16 protein-coding genes are annotated in these 20,165 nt (G+C 42.0%); 4 read left to right on the forward strand and 12 right to left on the reverse strand.

The window, feature by feature from the left end; genetic code table 11:
* The first annotated feature begins 35 nt into the window (after positions 1–35).
* Positions 36–470 carry a protoporphyrinogen oxidase HemJ gene (hemJ, locus tag SJY28_RS01735; protein ID WP_057762639.1) on the forward strand — a complete coding sequence of 145 codons (435 nt, stop codon included), beginning with the start codon at positions 36–38 and terminating at the stop codon, positions 468–470.
* A gap of 111 nt (positions 471–581) precedes the next feature.
* Here hemJ and SJY28_RS01740 read toward each other — a convergent pair whose 3' ends face one another.
* The 6 genes from SJY28_RS01740 to SJY28_RS01765 form a co-directional block, all read right to left on the reverse strand.
* Positions 582–1,220: a hypothetical protein gene (locus tag SJY28_RS01740; protein WP_379543223.1), complete on the reverse strand. Its 639-nt coding sequence runs from the start codon at positions 1,218–1,220 to the stop codon at positions 582–584.
* Positions 1,221–1,485: 265 nt separating this feature from the next.
* A complete protein-coding gene (locus SJY28_RS01745; protein ID WP_379543225.1) occupies positions 1,486–1,977 on the reverse strand; it encodes a hypothetical protein in 492 nt (163 codons plus the stop codon).
* Positions 1,978–2,095: 118 nt separating this feature from the next.
* Positions 2,096–2,812: a ribonuclease PH gene (gene rph, locus SJY28_RS01750; protein WP_379543226.1), complete on the reverse strand. Its 717-nt coding sequence runs from the start codon at positions 2,810–2,812 to the stop codon at positions 2,096–2,098.
* 181 nt (positions 2,813–2,993) lie between these two features.
* A complete protein-coding gene (locus SJY28_RS01755; protein ID WP_379543227.1) occupies positions 2,994–4,793 on the reverse strand; it encodes an AMP-binding protein in 1,800 nt (599 codons plus the stop codon).
* Between the two features lie 509 nt (positions 4,794–5,302).
* Positions 5,303–7,030, reverse strand: a complete 1,728-nt coding sequence (locus SJY28_RS01760; RefSeq protein WP_191114245.1) for an AMP-binding protein — start codon at positions 7,028–7,030, stop codon at positions 5,303–5,305.
* Positions 7,031–7,383: 353 nt separating this feature from the next.
* Positions 7,384–9,177 (reverse strand): von Willebrand factor type A domain-containing protein, encoded by a 1,794-nt coding sequence (locus SJY28_RS01765; protein WP_379543228.1) that lies wholly within the window; start codon positions 9,175–9,177, stop codon positions 7,384–7,386.
* Positions 9,178–9,634: 457 nt separating this feature from the next.
* Here SJY28_RS01765 and parC point away from each other — a divergent pair, with 457 nt between their 5' ends.
* Entirely contained in the window at positions 9,635–11,941 is a 2,307-nt protein-coding gene (gene parC / locus SJY28_RS01770) for a DNA topoisomerase IV subunit A (RefSeq protein ID WP_379543229.1), read from the forward strand.
* A 129-nt stretch (positions 11,942–12,070) separates the two neighbouring features.
* On the opposite strand, the gene SJY28_RS01775 is transcribed toward parC, so the two are convergent.
* The 4 genes from SJY28_RS01775 to SJY28_RS01790 form a co-directional block, all read right to left on the reverse strand.
* Positions 12,071–12,550: a BLUF domain-containing protein gene (locus tag SJY28_RS01775; RefSeq protein WP_379543230.1), complete on the reverse strand. Its 480-nt coding sequence runs from the start codon at positions 12,548–12,550 to the stop codon at positions 12,071–12,073.
* Between the two features lie 108 nt (positions 12,551–12,658).
* Complete coding sequence (locus tag SJY28_RS01780; RefSeq protein ID WP_191114249.1) at positions 12,659–13,138, reverse strand: BLUF domain-containing protein; 480 nt, start codon at positions 13,136–13,138, stop codon at positions 12,659–12,661.
* Positions 13,139–13,510: 372 nt separating this feature from the next.
* Positions 13,511–13,984, reverse strand: a complete 474-nt coding sequence (locus tag SJY28_RS01785) for a BLUF domain-containing protein (protein ID WP_379543231.1) — start codon at positions 13,982–13,984, stop codon at positions 13,511–13,513.
* A 452-nt stretch (positions 13,985–14,436) separates the two neighbouring features.
* A complete protein-coding gene (locus SJY28_RS01790) occupies positions 14,437–14,943 on the reverse strand; it encodes a hypothetical protein (protein WP_379543232.1) in 507 nt (168 codons plus the stop codon).
* A gap of 299 nt (positions 14,944–15,242) precedes the next feature.
* Here SJY28_RS01790 and SJY28_RS01795 point away from each other — a divergent pair, with 299 nt between their 5' ends.
* A complete protein-coding gene (locus SJY28_RS01795; RefSeq protein WP_379543233.1) occupies positions 15,243–16,073 on the forward strand; it encodes a Cof-type HAD-IIB family hydrolase in 831 nt (276 codons plus the stop codon).
* A gap of 196 nt (positions 16,074–16,269) precedes the next feature.
* Here SJY28_RS01795 and SJY28_RS01800 read toward each other — a convergent pair whose 3' ends face one another.
* A complete protein-coding gene (locus SJY28_RS01800) occupies positions 16,270–17,097 on the reverse strand; it encodes a 3-oxoacyl-ACP reductase (protein WP_379543234.1) in 828 nt (275 codons plus the stop codon).
* 375 nt (positions 17,098–17,472) lie between these two features.
* Here SJY28_RS01800 and SJY28_RS01805 point away from each other — a divergent pair, with 375 nt between their 5' ends.
* Positions 17,473–18,606, forward strand: a complete 1,134-nt coding sequence (locus SJY28_RS01805; RefSeq protein ID WP_057761690.1) for a PotD/PotF family extracellular solute-binding protein — start codon at positions 17,473–17,475, stop codon at positions 18,604–18,606.
* 83 nt (positions 18,607–18,689) lie between these two features.
* Here the strand turns inward: SJY28_RS01805 and SJY28_RS01810 are convergent, their stop codons facing one another.
* Positions 18,690–19,901, reverse strand: a complete 1,212-nt coding sequence (locus tag SJY28_RS01810; protein WP_379543235.1) for an FUSC family protein — start codon at positions 19,899–19,901, stop codon at positions 18,690–18,692.
* Positions 19,902–20,165 lie beyond the last annotated feature (264 nt).

A 20,165-nucleotide genomic window follows, 5' to 3' on the forward strand; every position in this document is an offset into this window, starting at 1 on the left:
CGCTAAAAAATATAAGCTAAGCAAGAGAAACTATGATGGCAGATTATTTTAACTGGATTAAAGCGGCACACATTATCTCGATGGTCTGCTGGTTTGCGGCGATATTTTATTTGCCGCGCCTGTTCGTATATCATGCGATGAGCGACGATAGCATCAGTCATGAGCGCTTTGCCATTATGGAGCGCAAGCTATATCGCGGTATCATGACCCCATCGATGATAGCGACATGGATCTTTGGTCTATGGATGTTGGGGCTGGGATGGGATGTCTATAAAACCCAAGGCTGGCTACATGTTAAATTGCTATTAGTAGTGCTGCTGTCAGGCTATCATGGTGCTTGCGGCTTTTATCGTAAGAAGCTAATTGATAATCCACATTATAAAACGCATAAATTCTGGCGCTGGTTTAATGAAGTGCCTGTTTTTGCCTTAGTGATTATCGTGATTCTAGTCGTGGTAAAACCGTTTTAATATTAGAAAAACCCTTTAACATGCAAAATAAAAGCGTCCGTAACTTTAATGAGTTGCGGACGCTTTTTTATTCAATTATAGACCGTGTTATCAAACTGGAAATATCGAACACTAAATACTAGGGCGCATAATTTGATAAACATTGCTTAAGTCATAAACGCGATAACGAGCTGGTTCACGGCGATTTTCGCCAGCATAGCTCAGTATCAATGCCTGCTTGGCACGCTCATCGACCCAACCGACGAACAGTCCACTATGCTCGACGCCATTGTAACCATGATTGATATAATAGAGCCAGTCGCCTGCTTCAATCTCGCTGCTACTAGCATAGGGCCCTTGCGCATAAGTGCCTTTGTGTATGGTATTGCGCGATACCCCTGCCCGATTAAATACCGCATTTAAATAATCCCAGCAGCCACCTTGAATAATTGTGCGCTCGTTAAGTGCCATTTTGCGGGCGGTACTGACCACCTCACGTGCTGCCATACTACTCTGCGTCTCGGCATTGCTTAATAGCGGTAGATACTCGCTATCGACATTGTCATAGTTGCCTGATAAAAACGCCGGTAAGACCGTAGGTGCTGAACGCTGTACCTCAGGATAACGATAGGACGTATTCATCGTTGGTTGAATAGATTTTTGGGCGATAAGCATACTCATACTATCTGCATGGGCTTGCCCTATCATACCGCAGGTAAATAGTAAAAAACCGCACGACGCGGCGACTGACGGTATAGACAAACGCGACATGACTAACTCCTTGTCAACTAAATCTCAATGACAGTATCAATAATAAGAAAGACAAATTTTATAATCCTACTTATAAACCATTTAGCCACAAATCTGCAAGCACTATTCGCCTGCGATAGGTGATAGACGGTATAAATATACTGATAGATTACGATATTAGGAAGACGCGCGTCGAGTAAAATTTAAGATGACACTTGAGTTGGAAGTTTGGATAGCACGAAGATAATAACTATGCTTTCATAGAGTATGAAATTGAGAAAAGATACTAATTACTCTTCATTTTAATATTTACATGACGTTTCGTTAGCGCTTGCCCTTCTAGGATAGCTTTTGCAGCTTTTGCTTCTTGAGCACTCTCAAAACCGGTAATATGATATTTGCGGACGTCACTGCTATCGATAACCTGTAATTGCTCGCCAATCAGCGTTATCTTATCACCGTCAGTTAAATGAATATGTTCACGCTTACCTAGATTGTCATGGACCAACTCGCCAGCCCTTACCCACAATGTGCCACTGCTAATCATACCGCTCATAGCCTTTTTATGCTGTTGGCGCTTTTTATTGAAAATAAAGCTACCAATGATAAGCAGGGCAAGTGCACCAATGGCTAGACGCTCAGGCAATAAGCTCATCGCCATGGCGACTGCGACGGCCCCTACCAATAATGCAGAACCAAACCAAAACATGCCATTATCAGCAGCATTTGATTGCCCTTGTAAGGTGATTTTGGCGCCATCATCAGTCAGCTTGAGCATGTGTTGTTACCTATTACGTAATGTACGAATATTTTCTATTAAAAAACTGCCTATTAGCAGCTAACAGGCAGTTATTGACACTAAAAACAAAGATAGTGTGTTGTATCTAAACGCTAGTCTACCAACCAAGCGCCGTCTGTTGCATTTTAATCAATTCGGCAATGCCTTTTTCAGCTAATGACAGCATAGCATCTGCTTGAGCACGAGTGAACGGCTTTTCTTCAGCAGTACCTTGCAGCTCAATGTACTCGCCTTTTTGGGTCATCACAACGTTCAAGTCGGTATCACAGCTAGAGTCTTCTTCGTAGTTCAGATCAAGATATGCTTCGCCATCTTTCATACCAACAGAGACCGCCGCAACCAGTCCAATTAGCGGATCTGCTTTAATTTTTTTGGCCTTTTGGATACTCTCTAGCGCATCGATAAGCGCAATTGCAGCACCAGTGATACTAGCCGTACGAGTACCACCATCCGCTTGCAACACATCGCAATCAAGATAGATGGTGTTTTCACCAAGCTTACTCAGATCAATCATGGCACGTAAGCTACGACCGATCAAACGCTGAATCTCTTGCGTACGACCTGACTGCTTACCGCGAGCCGCTTCACGCTGATTGCGCGTGTTGGTCGCACGTGGCAACATACCATACTCAGCTGTGATCCAACCTTTGCCTTTACCTTTGAGCCAGCGCGGCACACCAGATTCTACACTGGCAGTACATAGTACTTTGGTATCGCCAAAACTTACCAATACTGACCCTTCAGCATGCTTCGTATAATGGCGCTCAAAGCTGATCGAGCGAAGTTGGTCAAGCTCACGATTGTCAATACGCATAAAAATTCCTAGTACAATGTTATAAAAGCAGTGTCATAAAAATACCTATCAGTCTTTAGTAAACACATTGATAGATATGTAGTCGACTAAAATCTTAAGATATCCTAACGTGACAACGGCGCAATAGCAAGATTCGCTCCTGCCATTACGCCACCGTTATCAACAGAATGTCAGATATAAACTATTCTAACCCTTCCATCTTACGCAATTCCTTACGTAGGATTTTGCCAACGTTCGACTTTGGTAATTCGTCAACGAACTGTATATGACGTGGGCGCTTATAGCCAGTCAGTTGTTTTTTGCCATATTCTAGTAGCTCTTTTTCAGTCACGTCACCTTTTTTGACCACAAACAGTTTTGGCTCTTCGCCGCGATCATCGTTCGGTACACCAATAGCACCGCATTCTACGACTGCTGGATGCTCACTCATCGCCTCTTCAATTTCGTTTGGATAGACGTTGAAACCAGAGACCAAAATCATGTCTTTTTTGCGATCGACAATTTTGATAAAGCCTTTTTCGTCCATAATGCCGATATCGCCCGTTTTTAAATAACCGCTAGCCGTAAAGGATTCAGCAGTTTCTTTCGGACGATTCTGATAACCAATCATGACCTGTGGACCTTTTACGCAGATTTCACCACGATCGCCCATCGCTACTATATTTTCGTCATCATCAATGAGCACAATATCCGTACTAGGCGCAGGAATACCGATTTTTCCAGTAAATTCTGCAATAGTCATCGGATTAAATGCTACGACAGGTGAGGTCTCAGACAAGCCATAACCTTCAACGATAGGCAGACCAGTGATTTTGTGCCACTCTTTCGCTACGCTAGGCAATACTGACATACCACCGCCGATAGACGCTTTTAGGTTAGAAAAGTCCAAATCAGCAAAGTTATCTTTGTGTACTAAGCCATTAAACAAGGTATTTACGGCAGGGATAAACGCTGGCTTGTACTTGGCCATCTCTTTGATAAGTCCATCAAGATCGCGCGGATTCGGAATGAGTAGCGAGGCATAACCTTGATACATACTACACATACCGCAGACCATAAATGAGAATACATGATATAACGGTAGTGCAGTCAAAATCACGTCTCTACCATCTATATCATCGTCAAATGCACTGTTCATCAGCGCACTGACCTGTAGCATGTTGGCGACTAGATTGCCGTGAGACAGCATCGCGCCTTTCGCTACTCCCGTCGTACCACCAGTATATTGCAGCAAGGCCACATCGCTTAAGTTTAACTCAGGGCGTTGGTATTTGCTTGCTGACTCAGCATTTAAGGCATGCTTAAAACTCACGCTATTCGGTATGCTATAAGCAGGAATCATCTTTTTGACATGACGAGCCACAAGGTTGACCACGGCTCCTTTAATCGTACCTAGCATATCGCCAATAGTACACACGACTACATGCTCTACCTGACCTTTGTCTTCGGCATCTTGATACGTCTTGGCAAAGTTTTCAACGATAAATAGCGCTTTAGCACCACTATCATGCAGCTGATGTGATAGCTCACGGCTGGTGTATAGAGGGTTTACATTGACCAACACCATTCCTGCACGAATGATACCCAAAGCGACTACTGGATACTGCAAGACGTTGGGCATCATTACCCCAACTTTATCGCCTGCGACCAGTCCTATTGACTGCAAATAGCTAGCAATCTGTCGGCTATATAGATCTAATTGCTTAAAAGTAATCGATGAGCCCATGCAGATATAGGCAGGTTTTTGGCCATAACGGCTAAAATTACGCTCGAACACATCAAGCAAAGAGGTACTGTCTTCTGGCATCTCGATAGTAGCATCAATGCTATAGCGCTCATAAGCACTCAGCCACGGACTATCACTGTCGATGGTAGGCATAGTAGGAAACGCATTGCTTTGGTAAACGTCGTTGGTAGTATTGGCTTTATCATCAATTGCAGCGCTATTATCTGTCGTTTTTTTATTAATATTATCCGTCATAATTTTCCCTAAATGTTACTGTTAAAAACATTGAATATGCTAATGGAAACACCATTTTTTATGATTATCGCTGACAGCAGAAGCTTATGAATAAGAAATAGATAAGTATGATCGGGTTTTTCATTCATAAGCTTTGCAAATTAAAGTGTGTTACTGGGTCTATGATAAATAATACTACCACTCAGCACGACCAAGTCGAAAACGATATTTACTACCATGATTTCACTAGTTGTCTTAAGTAAAACTAGTACGGTTTTTTGGATAAAAACAAAAATACGTCGATGGGCACTATAGCAGTTTTAATAGATATTCTCTATTAATAGTAGCTGTCATCCGCAAATGTCAAAAGCGATAAAGACAAAAAAATGATAAGACAGCATGGTTGCAGCCTTATCATTTTTGGTTACTACTTTAGTTACTACAGTATCTAATCGAGCGTTACTTTCACATGTGCCTTTAGTTAATACACGCAGCTATCAAACAACTTTCTAGGTACGTGTATCAGCAAATTAACCGTGGTTTTTTTCTTCAAGTACGCGTAGATCTTTGCGCAAAATCTTACCAACGTTCGATTTTGGTAGCTCATCAATAAATTCAACACGACGAGGACGTTTATAACCTGTTAAGTTCTCTTTACCGTACTCAAGAACTTCTTCGGTGGTCAGACTTGGATCGTTACGGACAACATAGATCTTAGGAATCTCACCACTTTTCTCATCTTCAATACCGATGACACCACATTCCAAAATCTTAGGATGGCCAGCCATGACTTCTTCGACTTCGTTTGGATAAACGTTAAAACCAGAAACCAAAATCATATCTTTTTTGCGATCGACGATGGTCACATATCCGTTGTCAGCCATGATACCGATATCACCAGTACGGAAGAATCCATCTGCTGTCATGACTTCGGCAGTAGCATCTTCACGGTTCCAGTAACCTTTCATGACCTGTGGACCACGAACACTAATCTCACCGCGCTCACCAAGTGCTACTTCATTACCTGCATCATCCAAAATTGCCACATCTGTTGCTGGCATCGGTACACCAATGGTACCCGTGAATGTTTTACTGTTGCTAGGGTTAGAGGTCGCTACTGGTGCTGTTTCAGACAGGCCATAACCTTGAATGATAATATTGCCAGTTACTTGACGCCATTTTTCCGCCGTTGGACTCAATACTGCCATGCCGCCGCCCATCGATTGACGCAGCTTGCTATGATCCATCGCGATAAATTCTTCGTTATTGGCAAGTGCGTTGAACAACGTGTTTACCGCTGGGAAGAATGCTGGTGGATTGGCTTTATATGCTTTTAACAAGCTATCAAGATCGCGTGGGTTTGGTACTAATAATACAACACAACCGCGATACAGACCGAACATACCACATACGGTGAATGAGAAAATATGATACATCGGCAATGCCGTCATAATCACAGGTTGCTCACCTCTTTGATCGAAATCATCAAAAGCGGTGCCTAAAAAGGTATTAGACTGAATTAAGTTTGCCACCAAGTTTTTGTGCGTTAGCATCGCACCTTTCGCCACACCTGTCGTACCACCGGTATATTGTAGGACAGCGATATCATCAAGCGTGATATTGGTTGGGCGCTTATATTTACTAGCGGTGACTTGCTTTAATGCACTTTTGAAACTAACGCTATTAGAAATGCTATAGTCTGGTACCATTTTTTTGACATGGCGGACGACCGTATTGACCATAAAGCCTTTGAGCGTACCCATCAAATCGCCCATACCCGTAATCACGACTTTATCGACCACATTGCGACCGATGTCTTGATAGGTTTTGGCAAAGTTCTCGACCATGATCAGCACTTTGGCGTCTGAATCAGTCAGCTGATGCTCAAGCTCTCTGGTAGTGTACAGAGGGTTGACGTTAACTAAAGTAAAGCCTGCACGTAGTACAGCGATGACAGAGATGGGTAACTGCAAAATATTGGGCATCATGACCGCAACTTTATCGCCTTTGACCAATCCTAATGACTGTAGATAAGCGGCCATTTGACGGCTGTATAGATCCACTTCTTGGAAGCTTAACGATGAACCCATGCAGATATAGGCAGTTTTATCAGCATTTTCAGCGAAGCTTTTTTCGAAAATATCGATAAGTGACGTATTGTCGGCTGGCAACTCAATGTCATACTCCAGACCAAGTTCTTCATACGTTTTTAGCCAAACTTTATCGTCACGACGGGTTAAGTTTCCTTGATTTTCCATAATCTTTTCTCTCCTAGTAATAATACATTACCGTCAACCCACGCCAATCACAGTGTGATAAATATACAAAACGTCAGATTCTTGCCTATCGTTATGATAAAAAGCAAGGCTGCGACATATTTGTATAGTGCTGAGCGAACAATATAGCGGTAAATAGCCCTTTGTTCATTAACATACACACTTTATACATAGTACTCAATACAAAAGATTGCTACACCAGTTCTCAAATAGGCTTGACGCTCAATATCCCTATAAATATCAATATATTAGACTAAAAATATCAGTCAAGCTATTAGAAAATATGACCCTTGATTTTTGCTCCCTAATGACCATCCCGACACGATAACTGTTCACTATCGGCTATTTTTTAGCGCACTCGCCAGCTCAGTCAACGTCACAAAGTTGCGACGAGTACCATCAGTATCGCTACTTGGTCTATCTGCGATACTACTTTTGGCAAGCTTAGTGCTATCACTGTACTGCCAGTCATTAATATAATCGCTTTGAGTCAAGCGTTGGCCAAATCCTGCTACTGCCATCGCAAACTGGGTATCGATACTGGCTTTATTTAAAGCGTGGCTAGCTTTATTAATCGGTTGGCTAATCAGTTTGGATCTACCTCCTGTCGGTGCTTTATAACGAATTTTTAGATAGCCAAGCTCATTAGAATTCTGTTTGTTATTCGAACTAATACTGGCATTGCTATTAGCATAACGGCGATCGCTATATAACCCTTTTTGACCTTTTGGTGTCACTTCAAACAAGGCGATAACTGCCTTGCCTGCCCCGAGCTCCCCTGCATCAATTTTGTCATTATTGAAGTCTTCTTCAGCCAGTACGCGATTTTCATAACCAATCAAGCGCCACTCACTCACCACATCAGGATTAAACTCAACTTGGACTTTTACGTCTTTAGCGACGGTGTTAAATGTCGCGGCTAATTCATCACCAAAGACTTTTTTTGCTTCAGTTAAGCTGTCAATATAGCTGTAATTTCCATTGCCGTTGTCCGCCATCTGTTCCATCATGTGATCATTAAGGTTACCACGACCAAAGCCAACGGTAGATAAAGAGATACCGCGATCGCGATGGGCTTTGACCAAATCAAGCATCTCATCGACATCACTAATACCAACGTTAAAATCGCCATCCGTTAACATCATGATTCGATTGATACCATTCTTCTTTAGACCCTGCTCAGCTTGCCTGTAGGCCAATTTAAGAGCATCTTCCCCATTGGTTGAGCCTGAGGCATTTAATCCCTCGATTGCAGCCAATATTTTTGCTTTTTGGTCACCACTGGTCGCAGGCAATACCACACTAGTACTACCTGAATAGGTCACGATACTGATGCTGTCTTGAGCGCGCATTTGCTCTGTCAACAGCTTAAGCGACGACTGTACCAATGGCAGCTTATCGCGTGACGACATAGATCCTGACACGTCTACCAAAAATACGAGATTGGCAGGGGGCATAGATTGCTTATCTGTTTTTTGCGACCAGCTACTATCAACGGCTTTGATGCCAACCTTTACGATTTTATTATCTTGATCTGCTCTATCCCAAGGTGAGTCTACTACCTCAGTTGACACAATAAACGGGGCACTACCTAAGCGTTTACCATCATCAAATTGATAGTTAAAATAATTAATCAATTCCTCTACCCGTACGGCATTAACAGGCGGTAGTTGACCCTCGTTTAGGTAGCGGCGCACATTGGCGTAGCTGCCCGTATCGGTATCGATAGACAAAGTGGATACCGCCATATCCGTAGTTCGATGTACAGGATTGGCTGCGTTTTTTTGATAGTTGTCTTTTGCCTCTGGCGTGACTATGATGCTCGGTAATGGGCGTACGATACCTGTCTGCGCCGCAGAACGTATCATCATCTGTTGGCTGATGACTGAGGGCTTAACACTGGGTGACGCCATGATAGACTCTGACACCACTGCTGCATCTTGATTGACTGTGCTGCTTGTCTCAGCTGGTAGCGTTTTGCTCATTTGTGAAGGGCTACAGGCTGTCAATCCTAGACTGGCTATAGCAGTAATCAATAGTACATTTCTAGTAGCGTTTTTCCCTAGGTGCTTACTTTCGTTTTTTAGCATTGTAGAGGCGGAAATTTTAGATAAAGGGTCAAATGACATAACAGAAATTCCTTATTGCAAGATAATTCAGTAGCGACTTGTCCGTGTCAATATATGGTTAACGCTATTTAAATAGGCAAAGCGGCCGCCTTATTCAATCTATTAACTGTCATACTTTCAGTTATTAATTTTGCATTAAAGCTATTCTAAACCTACTGTTTTCAGATTGATGATAGACAAAATGTCTTAAATAAAAAGAATTCAACCTTAAGGCATTTATTAACCATATAAAAAACAAATATTAGATTTACTATACTTAACTTAATCTATAAAAGCTATGAATCACCACACTATAAAAGACCCTTATAAGCGCTTGTTTTAAGCACGTCACGAGATGTCGTATATTCTGACATACGTCTTTTTAATTGGTGCAATATCCTTTACGATAGCACTATCCTATTTTTATGCTTGAACCAACTATCTATACCTATTAAAACTGATAAGTGAATCCTATTTTATGTCTGATGTTATTGATCATACGATCGCCCCAACTATTCCCAATGAGCCGATGGATACTCGTTCAGTCGCAGAATTCACTGAGCAGGCCTACCTCAACTATGCCATGTACGTCATTATGGATCGGGCGTTGCCAAATATCGCTGACGGTCTAAAACCTGTCCAGCGTCGCATCGTCTATGCTATGAGCGAGCTTGGGCTAAAGTCTTCTGCCAAGGCGAAGAAATCCGCGCGTACGGTCGGTGACGTATTGGGTAAATATCATCCGCATGGTGATAGTGCATGTTATGAAGCGATGGTACTGATGGCTCAGCCGTTCAGCTATCGCTATCCACTCATCACTGGTCAAGGTAACTGGGGTAGCCCAGATGATCCGAAATCTTTTGCCGCGATGCGTTATACCGAAGCCAAAATGTCAGCTTATGCCAATACGTTGCTGGCAGAATTGGGTCAAGGTACAGTCGATTGGCAAGATAACTTCGATGGTACGATGCAAGAGCCAACTACCCTACCTGCCCGCTTGCCTAATATTTTATTAAACGGTACGACAGGTATCGCGGTTGGTATGGCAACGGATATTCCGCCGCATAACCTTAATGAAGTGGTACGCGCGGCTATTCGATTGCTTAAAAATCCTGAACTATCGATCAAGCAGCTTACCCAATCGATACCCGCACCTGACCTACCGACACCAGCGGAAATCATCACCAGCAAAAAAGATTTGCAAGCGATGTACGAGACTGGACGCGGCAGTTATAAGATGCGCGCCACCTTTCATGTTGACTCTAAAGAAAAGAATCTCGTCATCATTGATGCGCTTCCTTACCAAGTCTCGGGCAACAAAATCCAAGAGCAAATTGCTAAGCTTATGACTGATAAGAAGCTGCCTTGGGTGACCGACATTCACGATGAATCAGATCACGAAAACGCTTGTCGTATCGTCCTTGAGTTGCGCTCAACGCGAGTCGATGTCGATCGTGTCATGAGTCATCTATTTGCCAGTACTGACCTAGAAAGCAATTACCGCGTCAATATGAATATGATTGGCTTAAATGGTAAGCCGCAGGTGAAAAACTTAAAAGAAGTCTTGGAAGAATGGTTAATCTGTCGCCGCTCGGTGGTCACGCGACGCTTACAGTATCGCCTAGATAAAATTGATAAACGCTTGCATATCTTGGCGGGCTTGCTGATTGCTTATCTGAATATTGATGAAGTGATTCGCATCATTCGTGAAGAGGACGATCCAAAAGCAACCTTGATGCAGGACTATGACCTGACTGACATTCAAGCCAATGCTATCTTGGATATTCGTTTGCGTCAGTTGGCAAAATTAGAAGAGATTGAGCTGCGCCGCGAGCAAGACGAACTTGCTGCCGAACGTGCCATCATTCAAGAGTACTTAGACAATCCAGATAGTCTAACCAATCTGATGATCGATGAGCTTACCGCCGATATGAAAGAACACGGTAATGAGCGTGTGTCGCCATTAGCAGAACGCGAAGAAGCTCAGGCACTAAAAGAGTCAGACCTCGTACCAAGTGAGCCGGTCACTGCCATCTTATCAAAGGCAGGTTGGATTCGTGCCGCCAAGGGCCATGATGTCGATGCTGCTGGTATGAGTTACCGCTCAGGTGACAGCTATCAAGCGCACGTGCGCGGCAAATCAAACGAAAGGATTTACGTACTCGATAGTACGGGACGTAGCTATAGTATCGATGCGCACAACTTAGCGTCTGCGCGTGGTCAAGGTGATCCATTGACCAGTGTATTAAAGCCGCCAGCAGGCGCTAGCTTTGAGCAGCTATTAACGGGTGATAACGAGCAACGCATTATCCTTGCCAGCTCAGCAGGTTATGGTTTTATCAATACCATTGGTAATCTCGATAGCAATCAAAAAGCCGGTAAAAACGTTATTAACCTAGCAACTGATAGTCGTTTGCTCCCTGTTGCACGTATCGACGCACCAGTAGAGACGGCCGCCAATGCCGAAGGTGAAAATAGCAATATACGTGTGACACCTGATCATGTTGCCGTTGCAACCAATGCAGGGTATCTACTGATATTTGCCCTTGATGATTTGCCTGAACAAGCTCGCGGTAAAGGGAACAAACTTATTAAATTAAAAGACGGTGAAGAAGTGCTCGCAATCACACCACTTAGTCAGCAAGACAGCCTTGTCATTACTGCTGGCAAACGCCATGTGACACTCAAGCCAAATGATTTGGCTAACTATACGGGTGTTCGCGGTAATCGTGGTGGACAGTTGCCAAGAGGCTTTCAGAACGTGACGAGTGTTGAGGTTGGCTAGTTTGACTAGTTAAATTTTGGAAATCCTAGTTTAAAACTTAGCTGATAAAATTAAACAGCTCCTATTAAAAAGCCGCCCATACACAATGTATAGGCGGCTTTCTTATGACAATCAAAATCAAGAATTTACTTAAGATTTATTGGATTCACTAACCGCAAAGATCGTTTTCAGGAAGCTTGTAATCTGAGTGCTTTTCATTAGATACGGATTAAAGTCAGCACCTGCCGAGAAGCTTTTTAGGGTATATGCTTCGTCTTCTGCACTTGATGTTAAATATTTTATTAAAAACCCATCCCACCTACGTTCTTCTATTTCCTCAATCTCACTGAGGTGGGGTACTAGGTAAGAGTACTCACTGATTAATTTTACTAGTATTTCATTGATAAGAGGTCTTGGACCTTCAATATTTTGAATAAAGTAATTGTCATTCACGACAAGCGCTGAGGTTACACCACTTTTTTCATTATTCCTTCGCCATTGCTCAAGCAGACGAGCCAACCCTATTCCATTATTACTGTCACTATTTCTGCCAATATACGTTAGGCTTAGAGTAATATGCTCACCATGTCTTTTTCTATTTTCTAAAGGTTGGCTGGTAGTGATATGCATAAGAAACCTTATTTATAAAAAAATTATCTAAATCAAAAGACACTTTATAGACGGCTTTTTTACGCCAATTAAAATAGATGACTCTTATGATATGTAAATGCTACTCACTTAAAACCTATCGGATTCAGCCCCTTCAAATATTGCTGTCAAAAAGCTTTCAATCTGAGTACTTTTCATTAGATAAGGATTGAAGTCAAAACCTGCTGAGAAACTTTTTAAGGCATACTCCTCATCTTCGGCACTTTCCGTCAGGTGTTTGGTTACGAACCCATCCCACCGAAGCGCTTCTATTTCTTCAACCTTGACAACATTAGGAATAATCTTGAAATGCTCATCAATTATCTTCGCTAGAGCAGCGTTAACCGCCGGTCTTGAACCTTGAATGTTTTGAACAAAGTAACCGTCATTGATCACAAGCGCTGCAACTAACCCACTTTCCTCAAAGTATCTTCGCCACTGTTCAAGAGCACGAGTCAACTCTATACCTGTTTTCATTTCGATGTTTTTACCGATATACGTTAGGCTAATCAGCAGATGCTCGCCATGTCTTTTCCTATTTTCTGACGTTTGACTGGTCGTTATTTGCATAAGAAAATCCATTTATATAGTAGGTATATAAATTAATATACACTCTATCATAAAGTATAATCAATAAAACTCTTGGGAATTGACCAGCTTCTTATCATCCATACCTTAAAATAACATGACAAAAACAGGTATCACCAAGGCGTTTTTAGTAGTTAAGTCCTGTAAGAGTCACTTATGAATAGTCACTTATGAACATCCGCCAATATTCTGTCCAATTGCTAAGAAAACATCCTGTACCGATACTGCTAACTTGCTTTCAAAAAAAAGCCGCCTATACAAACGTATGGACGACTTTTCTATTCTAGCTAGGGCAAGTGCTACTAACAACTATAAGAGGCAAATATTCAAGAAATAAATGCTACTCATTAAAAATTAATTAGATTCAGCATTTTCAAAAACCGCCTTCAAGAAGCTTTCAATCTGAGAGCTTTTCATTAGATAAGGATTGTAGTCAGAGCCTGCTGAGAAGTTCTTTAGGGCATGCTCTTCATCTTCAACGCTTGAGGTTAGATGTTTAACTAAAAACCCTTTCCATTGGCGCGATTCGATTTCCTCTATATTCACAATATTAGGGACAATAGTTGAATGCTCGTCAAGTATCTTTTCCAAGGCAGTATTGATAGCAGGCCTTGTCCCTTGAAAACTTTGAACGAAATAACCTTCACTAATGACTAAAGCTGAAACGATATCGTTTTCTTCAAAATATCTGCGCCAGTACTCAAGTGCGCGAGTCAGCTCAATCCCCGAATCTAGATCGACATTTTTGGCGATATATGTCATGTGGATAAGAATATGCTCGCCATGCCTTTTTCTATCTTCTGAAGGTTGGCTTGTAGTTATGTTCATAAGAAACCTTATTTATAAAAAATTCATTCAAATCAAGGTATACTTTAAGATAAAGTATAATTAATAACGTTTTTTATCATTTGCTATGATTTTTTTAGATTTATAACATAGAAGTTTCAATGATATAGCATACCGATATCCATAGTAGTAAAATTATACTACAAAGTTGTCACGTTCAGTATCTTGGCATTATTCAAATAGTTAACAAGCCTAATCTATATTCTCCTATAGCCCTGCCTCAACGCCCTCATATGACTGAGCCACGTTTGCTTATAGACTAAGCCCTGCAAGCATTAATCAGGGTCTTTAATGTCTATTAAGCTAGCCTGTTTATAGGTATATCAAACATAACCTGCCCTCAATGAAAAGCCGTCTACGCTATGTATAAACAGTTTTGTATAGACGGCTTTGTTGCATACTAATTGTTGCATATTAATTGAATAGCTAACGTATCAATAACGACCCATCTCAACTGTTGTTTCAGCAAGTACCGAATCGCCCTGCCATGCTTGTACATCTACCGTATACAGATGGTTCTTGCCGCCAGAGCAAGGCGGCTTATATGCACCGCCCGCCTCACCTTTGCGGTTACGGTATTCTGCGACCATCTCAATACCTACTGGTACTTCGTAAGTATGACCAAATACTCGTGGCACTTCTGCGCTCGTAGCACCCTCTGGTAGTGCAAACTCGACAATGCCATGGCCACCATGCTGCATACGTTTATTGCTTACATCGTTGTAGACGAACACCAAGCTTTCAGCTCTTGTAGGAATGTTTAAAACAGTCATGCTAGGCGTGGCTGGGCTTTTACCATCATAGTTTAAACATTGCTGCCCCTCAGGTATTTTCTTGCCATCCCAAGCAGCATCATTAAATTCAACATCCATTGCAAAAGCTTTAGCAGATAAAGCTACTGTTGCCAAAACTGTAACCGATTTTAAGGTGAAAAAGTTCATACTTGTTCCTTTAGATAGCTGATGCATTAATAACGATAGTCCATCTTATTTCGTAGATTAGTTTTGATAATTGAATATAACTTTATAATAAATAAACACGGTTAAGTTAATCATATCGTTTAGCATTTTTGTTAATCCTCTGGACAAGCAATGAGCGGTTCTACAGGCTACATCCAAATACTGTCTCAATAAGCATATTTGCAGCATCATAGGTTACTCGATAGGTATTTATCTGATTGGGTATGTTGTAGTAGTATCTGAATCATTGTATCTACACGACTAAAAATAATAGGATCATCATGTTTATCGAAGATAAGATTGCCAAAGAAAGTATGACTACTAAGATTTCGACCCCAAAAATCATCTTTTTTGACATCGATGATACCTTGAGCCGTAACGGCATCATCGCTGAACACAATAAAGCGACGCTTGAGCAGCTTGCAGATACCGATATTAAGCTAGTGATTTCCACTGGTCGTTCTAAAGCCATACTGCCTGAAGACATTCTAGCGTTGCTTGATGCAGATATATTGGACGCCATTATTTGTATGAATGGACAATATAGTTTTGATAAAAGCGGCCGAATCAGCCACTACCCATTAACTGCTGAACAGACAGATAAAATCGTACGCCTATGCCAGCAGAGTGATTTGATTCATAAGTTTGACTCTGCCACTCATATCGCTTGGTCAGGTGAAAATGAACGTTTACGCGAGTTCAATGCGGTCACACCCAATTCGATTCTTGACCCTGAATATTACAAATCAAATACTGTCTATCAGTGCTCGGTATTTTTTAACAATCAACAAGAAAAGATGCAAGACATCGATTTTGCCCAGTATGATTTAAAGCTGGTACATTGGCATCAGATTGGTGCCGATATCTTGCCAGCAGATGCATCAAAAGCCCGCGGTATCAAAGATATGTGCGAGTACTATGCGGTAGATGCAAGCGAATGTATGGCATTTGGTGATGGTATGAATGACTTAGAAATGTTCGACTTGGTTGGCTTTGCTGTCGCAATGGGAGATGCACAGCCAGCTTTAATAGAACGCGCTGATTTCGTCACTGGGACGATCGAAGAGTATGGTATTCAAACCGTGCTTAATCAGTTAGCAATGAAGTCGTAAGACTGTTCAGGCACATAAAGCCATTAACGTTCATTTAAAAAAAGCCCTTACTAACCGAGTAGTAAGGGCTTTTTGTTATGAGCTAATTTTATATAGAAAATACAAATGAAATCTTTAGCAATGACTCCAATACCTTGACGATCATTTTTTCTTCTACCAGTCTAATCGAACGTTAAGGCATCAGTTAAGGCCTCAATTAAGGCATAGTCAATCCACCATCGACGGCGATAGATTGTCCAGTAATAGCCATGCTCAAATCAGACGCCATGAGCAATACTGAATTGGCAAAATCAGCTACCGAAGTCGCTTGGCGCAGCGGTGTTGTAGTCGCGATATAATCAAATACCTCTTCTGTCGTCAGGCTACTCGCATCAGTCGTCTTTAAAAGTCCGCCTGCCAGTAGATTGACGCGGATACCATACTGCCCCAATTCAGATGCCAAGTTACGTGTCAGCCCTATTAGCGCCGATTTAGCAGTCGTATAGTCGTAATAAGTAACCACCGGATTATAGACAAGGTTGGTTGAGATATTAATGATTTTGCCTACTTGCTGCGCTTTCATTTGCGGCAGCACCGCTTGCACCATATTGACCGCACCTTTAACAATACCATCCATTTGTTGTGAAAAGTGCGACCACTTTACTGTTTCAATACTGGTGTACGCAGCGCTTGGATTGAACTGGTAACTTGGCAAGGCATTATTGACCAATATATCGATACGACCATGACGAGCGGTGACTTCAGCTGCCATGCCTTGTACTTGCTCAAGCTCGGTGACATCCGCCTGATAAGCAAATGCTTGACCGCCTGTCGCGATGATATCAGCCACTACCGCCTCAGCAGCCTGTTTACTATTGAGGTAGTTGACGCAAACGATAGCGCCTGCTGCTGCCATTTGCTGTGCAATTTGTGCACCAAGCCCACGACTGGCACCAGTGACTATGGCGACTTTATCCGTAAGCAATGCTGGTATAACTGAGTGGCTTTTATTCAAGGTGTTTTGAGTTGAGGTACTTTCGGTCATTGTGCTGTATCCCTTATTATTATGGTATGGTTAGTGTCTTAGAGCCAAAGGCTTATATCTGCTTAGATGATGTTCGTCATACTTCGGCCTGCGCCAATCATAGCATGGTTATATGCTATCTTTTTTCGATTCGACGTTAGCAGCTCGCTAGCAATTCTACTCAGAATTAGCTGTCATTGAGTTAGTTTTTCTACTCATCTCATTAGCCCAACTGGCTATTTTTATTAGTATTATTAAGTATTGCCTTAATAATAACCCTTTAAATTGTGTAAATTAATGACCATAATAGTTTTATTGGCCATGTCAGGCTTTTATCTTTTTGGTTTTTTTATTGAATTTTTCTGATTTGCATTATCTTTATTTAGGAGAGATATTTTGACCCATTTATCGTCGTCCCATCCAACTACTCACACCTCGGCTAGTGTCGGTCGAATAGTGCCTAAAGCATTGTTAGCAGCGGCTGTCGGCTTAGTGCTTGCCAGCTGTAGCAACTCTGATAATGCAGCGGATGGCAGTGCTGCGGCGAGCAATGAGACACTGAACCTTTACAACTGGTCAGAATATATGCCGCAAGAGATTTTAGACGGTTTTGAAGAAGAGACTGGCATCTCAGTTAATTACACCACATTTGACTCTAACGAAGCGATGTATGCCAAGCTCAAACTATTGGATGATTCTAGTCAGTATGACTTAGCGATTCCATCGACTTATTACGTCGAAAAAATGGCGAAAGAAGGGCTGTTGCAAGAACTAGATAAATCTAAATTGAGCAATTTTAAAAACCTTGATACCTCATTTACCAATACCAAAGTTGATCCTGATAACAAATACTCTATCCCTTATATGTGGGGCAGCACCGGTCTAGCCATTAACGGTGACAGTGTCGATCCGAAAACTGTCAATAGCTGGAATGACCTATGGGACCCTAAGTATAAAGGTCAGGTGATGCTGACCAATGACGTGCGTGAAGTCTTTGGTATGGCACTGCTGACTCTTGGCTACTCAGGTAATAGTAGCAATCCTGACGAAATCGAAGCCGCTTACGATAAGCTCACCACGTTGATGCCAAACGTCAAAACTTTTAACTCTGATGCGACACGTATGCCGTATATCGAGGGTGAGACTGCGCTTGGTATGACATGGAATGGTGAAGCAGTCATGGCCAATGACGAAGGTTTGACTAGCTTGGTTTATAAGTATCCAACCGAAGGCGCTATCTTATGGATGGACAACTTTGTCATTCCAAAAAACGCCAAGCAAGTTGATGCAGCACATAAGTTTATTGACTACTTGTTGCGTCCTGAAAATGCAAAAATCGTTAGCGAAGAGATCGGCTACGCATCACCAAACATAGCAGCGCGTGAGCTGATGGATGAGAGCGTCCAAAACAATCCAACGATTTATCCTTCTAAAGAAGTCTTAGCAAAAGCTGAGTTCCAAGAAGATGTAGGTGATGAAGCGTTGCAAGTGTATCAACAGTACTGGGATAAGCTAAAGACTGGTCGTTAATAGTTTTGATTTAGCATTTTAGAATAAAGTAATCTTTTAAAATAAAAAACGCTGATCCTAAATGGTCAGCGTTTTTTTGTTCGTTATAAATGTAAATCCGTCTCGCCGCCCTGCTCTTTCATCCGGCGCTGCTCGCGGCGTTGATAGCCCAGACCAGATGCAGCAAACCAATGCGGCTTCGATGTTTGTAGTAAATCACTCAGCTGCTGCAACTGAGTCTGCAAGGTTTGTGTCAACCAAAAATAGCCCTGCCACTCAAACGCCAGATGCTGTACGCTTGGATACTCCGAGACAGCAATACGAGTAATGGGTCGAAATACTTCATCACTTGGACTACGTAATACCGCTGCCATATGCTGCATCGCTTGGGTTAGCTCATGCTGATAATGTACCAATAAAACATGGTTTTCTTCATCAATTTCGATATTTGCCAAGCGCGGTGCCGCACTTAACAGTAGATCAATCGTTCCGATAATATTACGATGAGTACGCTGGATCGTTTCTAATGTTTCTTTTTCGATTCCTGACTCACTAGCTGTCGCCGCGATATGGGGGCGCACGGCTAGCAAGCGTTTATTGATCTGCTGTAACGCTGTGACCAATGCTCTATCAACGGGTATTTCCTTAACAGGAAAAGCCGCTGGGTTTAACTTTTGGTTAGAGTCGTCCACTACCCCATCCGTTGCGTCAATATGATGACCTACGCCAGCATAGAGGCTACTACACGCGTCAAGATTGCTACTCAATAAAAATCGCCACATCAACGTTGATTTGAGCGGTAAAATCAGCGTCACTGCTACCGAAACGCCTGTCCCCAGTAAGATATTTAATGCGCGGTAGATGCCGTCTTGACCAATGCTATTATTGCCTAAATCAGAGACAATCATCAACATAGTGATACCCGTTAACAGTCCTGTATACCCGAGCTGTCTGACGGCTAGATAGCCAATAATGCCACTGAGCAAACCAATAAGCGCATAGTCTACCCATAGCCATGCACCCGCATTTTGATTAAACCATAACACCCCAAGCGCAGTACCAATACCTAATAAAGTACCAATCACGCGCTCTTTCGCCTTAGTATAAATAGCGCCTTGGTATTGCAATAACCCTAGAATAATAAATACGGTAATAGTCGTCCATTCACCGTGCGGAAGATTGGTGATTTTATTGACCAATAAAGCCAGTATCACAGCCGTACCTAATCGGGTGGCATGTAGGATATCTGCATGTTGGTAGCGAACATAGGGTTCGACAAATGGAGCAGTAATACGCTGATAAAGGGTGGGTTTCACGCAAGGCTACTCTTTTTGGGTGGAATATTTAAGTGAGACATCTTAATAAAGGGTTATTAAAATATCTCAATAACTAGCGGTAAGTATAAGTTAATATTCTATCAGTAAAATGACGGGCAAAAAATAACGCCTTCTACCTATTATTCACAGGTAAAAGGCGTTATAAAAAATATCCTAGCACACTATATTGAAATCTACGCTATTGAAGATTACTTATCAAATGACTCGTCAAATTCTTCATTGAGAACTGCGTCAGTGTTAATG

This window comes from Psychrobacter sp. R86515 (genome assembly GCF_042466315.1).
Lineage (GTDB): Bacteria > Pseudomonadota > Gammaproteobacteria > Pseudomonadales > Moraxellaceae > Psychrobacter.